Raw genomic sequence first — 5,908 nt, forward strand, 5'->3', positions numbered from 1 at the left:
CCTGAAAGATGATCAGGTTGATAGGTTCGAGGTGGAAGCATGGTGACATGTGGAGCTGACGAATACTAATAGATCGAGGACTTAACCATATAATATGAAGCAATGTTATCTAGTTTTGAAGGAATATACCTTCAATAGTTTGGTGATGATGGCAGAGAGGTCACACCCGTTCCCATACCGAACACGGAAGTTAAGCTCTCTAGCGCCGATGGTAGTTGGGACCTTGTCCCTGTGAGAGTAGGACGTCGCCAAGCAACTTTAAGACGAGTCAGAATGACTCGTCTTTTTTGTGTTTTATAAAAATAAGAATGGCTGGTAAATCTCAGTTTATTAAAATTTCACTTTATTGTTCACATCAACAAGTTCAAAACGCTCACAGACGAGTAACATATCTTCAGAGAAATTAAGACCAAGCTCATTTAGTTCCTTTGTAAAAAAACGAACATGGGTGTCTCTCCAGTAATTATAAGTACGATCTCCTTCGCCTTCAGCGATAGCGAATTCATTGGTGTTACAGTTACTTCTATTGTCTTAATAATAGCTACAGGTTCATCATTACTATTGAGTATAATACTATAATCAATAGTAGTCGGTAGTGATTCATGTTCTAATTCATAAAAAATGTGACCGGAGCATGTAGCGGTTTTAATACCGTCAATTACTAGTTGTGCAAGATAATTAGGGGCATCCCAAAATTGCCAAGCTGTAACAGATTCTGGTTTTTTGTTGTTTCCCCAATAAGTATCCCAATATGTCTGTGCTAATTGATTCATTTTTATCGTTACCTCACTCTAATTCATATTTAGTCTCTTTATAATTCCTAGGAAATTTACTTACTTATTTAGTATGTCTTTGTACTCATTTAAAAGTTGTAGCAGTGTGTTACAAATTAAAAAGATACTATGTGGAGTGAATATAGTTTGTAAATATGTTCTGTACATATATGGGATCTTTAATTTTCCAATTGCATTTTATGATAAAGGATATAGTTACTTAAAGAACGTTCAGATTAAGAATGGTAGTTTATTATCACTATGCCATATTGGAGTGAGTAATACTAGAGTTAAAATAGATGAAAAAACTGATATTCTAAATTGAATATCAGTTTAATAATATGTGACTTATATGAATCTATAGCAATACGAAAAGCGTAAATAAGATAGCCAACAAAATACGATAGTACGCAAAAGGTTTTAAACCTATCTTCTCTAAAAGCTTTAGAAAAGTTACTACCGCTAGCATCGCTACTATAAAAGAGGTAATGAATCCTACCGCAAACATAGGGATGTCATCGACACTTAAATACTTCCAACTCTTTAGTAAGTCTAAGCCTGTAGCCCCAATCATTACAGGAAGAGCTATTAGAAAAGAGAATTCAGATGCAGTCTTATAATTTACTTTTGCTAATAGACCTCCAGAGATAGTAGAGCCAGCTCTAGAGAAGCCAGGGTATACTGCTAAGCACTGAAATAATCCGATTGTTAAAGCTTGGCGGTATGTTAAATCGTCCAGTGAATAGGCTGCTGCCTCTTTCTTTTTTACTTCTGCAAAGAGCATAAGAATTGCCCCTGCTACAAGTCCAATCACAACAGTGTATGGCTGGAATAAGTATGTTTTAATAATATCATGTAGTAGCAAACCAGCAACCACTGCCGGAAATACGCCAAGAAATACATGGAACGCGTTGAATTTTTTTTCTTTCTGTAGAAGAGGCTTAATATTACATAAAGAAACGAGACGTTTATGATATAAAATTGCAATGGCTAAAATTGCGCCTAGCTGAATAACAATTTCAAACGTTTTCGCTCTTTCTCCCTCAAAGCCTAATAAATGCCCGACTAATATAAGATGGCCAGTAGAGGATATAGGTAAAAATTCAGCTAATCCTTCTACAATACCGAGTATGAAGGCAATAATGATATCGCTCATAGTTTCACTCCTACAAATTAATGAATGTCTACTTTTTTAAAATAGAATAGTGTTGCAATAAATCCGGAAATTGTCGTTACTGCAATGATGATATAAGAATACTCTGGTGGATATGTCGGTTGTAATTCGTTATTTGCGATATCTAGAGTAGCGGTCCACGGGAATAAATCTTTATGCTTGGAGTTTACGAGCATAAGATTAGTCATTGTAATAATGACTGTTAATATAATGGGCGGTACATAGCTCTTCATTACAAGAGTTAGTAGCACAATAGGTGAAGACAATAGAAAGAGAAGTCCACCACATATTAAAAATTCTAGGAAAGAACCTAAAAGTAAAGAAATGTTAAAGCCAGGGAAGTTCCCCAATAGCCCTAATATTAAAGTAAGTGCCCAAGCGACTAAAGTTAGCATCATAATCCAAAGAAAGAGAATGATGAATTTACTTATAATAAAGCTAATGCGCGACACGGGGATAGTTAGTAAATTTTTCAGTGTATCTTCTGCATATTCACGGGTAAGCAAATATGCAACCACTACTCCATATAAGGGGAATCCTATAACTAAAGTGGTATATAAGTTAACGTCAGTGAATAATTGATGGAACCAAATAGTTGGAGTAGGCTGTTTTGTTTTTATATGTATATAAGAGGCTACTACAACTAAGAAAGGTGCGACACCAGCACCAATAATGCTAATTAAAAACATATTAGAGCGTTTTAGTTTTAAGAGTTCTGTATAGAGTAGATTAACCAATTGTTCCACCTCCAACTAGTTTGGTGAAATAATCTTCTAGTCTATCTTCGCTTATCGTCATTTTTAATACTTCAATATCATTAAGAACAAACGTTCTGTTTATGTATCCTTGTTGTCCAAAATGAGAGTAAATACGAATATTTCCTTCATCATGTACTTCATAATCAAAAATTTGAAGATGATTTTCTAATAACATCACAGCTTTATCGTCATTATTCACTTGAAACTCTATGTACTTACGGTTTGCTTTGCGCAGCGTATCAAGAGAAACCTCTTCTAGTAACTTTCCTTCATGAATAATTCCGATACGATCGACCAACTGTTCTATCTCGGCTAATATGTGACTAGAAATGAGTATTGTTATATTTCTTTCTTGAGCTAAAGAATGAATAAGTTTTCGTATTTCTTTAATACCAATAGGGTCTAGTCCGTTAGTTGGTTCATCTAATATGAGTAGCTCAGGATAATGGAGAAGAGCGCGTGCAATTCCTAAGCGTTGCTTCATTCCTAAAGAATACTTTCCTACTAACTTTTTTGTCTCATGCTGCAAGCCTACTATTTCTAATGCTTCTTCGATAGCATTCTTTTTGTGAACCCCAATTATCTTTGCATTAATTAGTAGGTTTTCTTTTGCAGTTAAGTTTTCATAAAATCCTGGAACTTCAACTATAGAACCAATTCTGCTTAAAATATCTTTTTGATTTTGGAATAAGTTCTCTCCGAATATTTCAATCGTTCCACTTGTAGGTTTTATAAGACTAAGCAGCATACGAATGGTTGTTGTTTTACCAGCACCGTTGCGGCCTATGAAGCCATAAATCTCTCCTTGTTGAACATTAATATTTAAATTATCTACTGATTTTTGATTGCCATATACTTTAGTAAGGTTAGTCGTTTTTATAATTGTATTTATAGGAGACACCTGCTTTCTATAAGTTCTTACTTACATCATAAAAAGGAAGGCTTAACTGCATATTAATCATTTCTTAACTATTTCTTAAAAGTATTGTGTTTTGGAACAGAAAAGCCAAAAGTAGTTCGTTTCCATGGAGTACTTTCAACCCATATATGCCCACCATTTTTTTCAACGAGTGCTTTAGAAATAGAGAGTCCGAGACCGCTACCACCAAATGAAGAGTTTCTTGATTGTTCGCTTCGGTACATTCGCTCAAATATGTTTTGTAAATCATGTTTTGGAATACCAGGGCCTTGATCCCAAATATGAAGTTTGTATTCTGCATCAGCTTCTAGCAGTTCGACTCCTATTGTTTTCCCATCCTTTCCGTAATAAATTGCATTTTTCATTAAATTACCGATAATCCGCATAATGCTTAGATGATCTGCGATGATAGGACAAGTAGACTCTGGTATGAGAATTTGCAGTTCGATGTTATGTTTTGAGAGCTCAGGTAAAAATTCAATCAAAACTTCTCTAGTAACTTCAGAAAAGTCGAGTTCTTCTTCTTTTAGTGGAAATTCATTAGCGTCTAGCTTCGCCATATTGAATATTTCATCAACTAGGTGCTTTAAGTTATTTGATTTCATATAGAGTATTTTAAGATATTCTTGTTTTTCTATTTCAGAAGCAGCAACTCCGTCTTTCAAAGCATCTATATATCCGATAATGGAGGTGAGTGGTGTTCGTATATCGTGGGAGATACTAGACAAAAGTTGTTTTCTGGATTCCTCGGATCTTTTGGCTTCAATCTGAACCTGCTCTAATTTAGCTATTAGCTCGTTTATTGAAAAAACGATATTATGTAATGAGTGGTCATTGCTTGTGAATAATCTCGTTTGTAAGTTTCCTTTTAGTACACGACTTAATTTAGTATCCATTGCTTTACGATGTTGAATGAATTGTATTCTTGAAAAGAAGAGATAAATTGTAATTAAGATAAGGATAATAAATAAAGACATTTTTAATCTTGGGCCCATTTGTATGTTTAAAATCCCGCAAATGATAAGTTGTAATGAAATAAGGAAGAGGGTTTTATCAGTCTTCAAGCTTTTCACCTACAAACTTATAACCAATTCCCCATATAGTCTGAATGAATTTTGGATTGGAAGGGTCAATTTCTATTTTCTTTCTAAGTTTTCGAATATGTACCATAACGGTATTGTCATCTTCTATATAATTATCGTCCCACACATTTCGGAAGAGCTGTGTTTTTGTAAATACTTGCCCTGGGTTTGAAGTAAAGAATTTTAACAGTTCCAATTCTTTTCCGGTTAAGCTAATTTCTTCTTTGTTTGTATGAACTGTGTATGTATTTAAATTGATAGTTAGTCCTTTAAAAGATAAAGTTGTTTTTTCTTGAGCAGTATTGTTACTTCCGAGAACTAAAAAACGCCGCATAAGAGCTTTTACTCGTGCAATTACTTCGTGAATGCTGAAAGGTTTCGTAATATAATCATCAGCACCAATGCTTAAACCTAAAATTTTATCAACTTCGTGATCTTTAGCAGTGAGCATTAATATAGGTACGTTAGTTTTATCTCTAAGTTTTTTACATACCTCGATTCCATCTATTTTGGGCATCATAAGATCTAATATAACGAGGTTATATTTATTTTGATTAAATAAATGCAAGGCTTCTTCGCCGTTGATTGCAGTGTCTACCATGTATAATTCTCGTTCTAAATATATTTTTAATAAATTTCGGATTTCTTTATCGTCGTCTGCTATAAGGATACGTATATCTTTCATATCTTCACCTGCTTCTAATAGAGTTTTATTGATAGTACAACAACTCTCTAATTATATACTAGTATTTGTTAAAATAAGGTTGCTAGTTTTGTTGGAGGAAAACGTCCACACAAGTTAAGTCTAGAGTTCAAATTAACTTAAATATATTTGGAAAAATAAATTAAAGAGAAGCAGAAGGTGTGCTCCGATAATGAAATCCTATAGAGACGTATCTAGCTAAAAGAGTATAAAAATATTAAATTAAAATTCTTTATAAAAAGGTGTTGACGATTATACTTTAGAGGTGTAATATAGAACAAGTCGCCGATGACATTAACATCGCAAGCGACAAACGAAATGAAAAACTTAGTTGACATTGAAAGATGAAAATGTTAACATAAGGAAGTCGCAAATGAGCGACTAAGTAGTTCTTTGAAAACTGAACGAAACAAACAACGTGAAACGTCAATTTTTATTTTAGATGCTAGACAAACTAACTTTATTGGAGAGTTTGATCCTGGCTCAGGATGAACGCTGG

Annotated in this window: 5 protein-coding genes, 2 rRNA genes and 1 pseudogene; 2 read left to right on the plus strand and 6 right to left on the minus strand. The window is 33.9% G+C overall.

The window, feature by feature from the left end; all coding sequences use genetic code 11:
- A 23S ribosomal RNA gene (locus tag GBN78_RS27920) occupies positions 1-89 on the plus strand; the annotation flags it as partial.
- Between the two features lie 49 nt (positions 90-138).
- Positions 139-254, plus strand: a 5S ribosomal RNA gene (gene rrf / locus GBN78_RS27925).
- Between the two features lie 76 nt (positions 255-330).
- Here the strand turns inward: rrf and GBN78_RS27930 are convergent.
- The 6 genes and pseudogenes from GBN78_RS27930 to GBN78_RS27960 all read right to left on the minus strand — a co-directional run bounded on the left by GBN78_RS27930 (position 331) and on the right by GBN78_RS27960 (position 5,391).
- Positions 331-773, minus strand: a pseudogene (locus tag GBN78_RS27930) (ASCH domain-containing protein).
- Positions 774-1,131: 358 nt separating this feature from the next.
- On the minus strand, positions 1,132-1,929 hold the full coding sequence (uppP, locus tag GBN78_RS27940; protein ID WP_001279960.1) for an undecaprenyl-diphosphate phosphatase UppP: 798 nt from the start codon (positions 1,927-1,929) through the stop codon (positions 1,132-1,134).
- Between the two features lie 17 nt (positions 1,930-1,946).
- Complete coding sequence (locus GBN78_RS27945; protein WP_000247716.1) at positions 1,947-2,684, minus strand: ABC transporter permease; 738 nt, start codon at positions 2,682-2,684, stop codon at positions 1,947-1,949.
- Positions 2,677-3,606, minus strand: coding sequence for an ABC transporter ATP-binding protein (locus GBN78_RS27950; protein WP_152127941.1), 930 nt, complete (start codon positions 3,604-3,606; stop codon positions 2,677-2,679). The genes GBN78_RS27945 and GBN78_RS27950 overlap by 8 nt, the downstream gene beginning before the upstream one ends.
- 68 nt (positions 3,607-3,674) lie before the next feature.
- Complete coding sequence (locus tag GBN78_RS27955) at positions 3,675-4,688, minus strand: sensor histidine kinase (RefSeq protein WP_000845335.1); 1,014 nt, start codon at positions 4,686-4,688, stop codon at positions 3,675-3,677.
- Positions 4,678-5,391, minus strand: coding sequence for a response regulator transcription factor (locus GBN78_RS27960; protein ID WP_000651991.1), 714 nt, complete (start codon positions 5,389-5,391; stop codon positions 4,678-4,680). The genes GBN78_RS27955 and GBN78_RS27960 overlap by 11 nt, the downstream gene beginning before the upstream one ends.
- Between the last annotated feature and the right edge of the window lie 517 nt (positions 5,392-5,908).

The organism is Bacillus sp. B2-WWTP-C-10-Post-4 (genome assembly GCF_009183805.1).
GTDB classification, from domain to species: Bacteria; Bacillota; Bacilli; order Bacillales; family Bacillaceae_G; genus Bacillus_A; species Bacillus_A cereus.

Bases quoted from the DNA above. Each gene is read 5' to 3' on its own strand.
- uppP (WP_001279960.1), bottom strand. From the start codon at position 1,929: ATGAGCGATATCATTATTGCCTTCATACTCGGTATTGTAGAAGGATTA.
- GBN78_RS27960 (WP_000651991.1), bottom strand. From the start codon at position 5,391: ATGAAAGATATACGTATCCTTATAGCAGACGACGATAAAGAAATCCGA.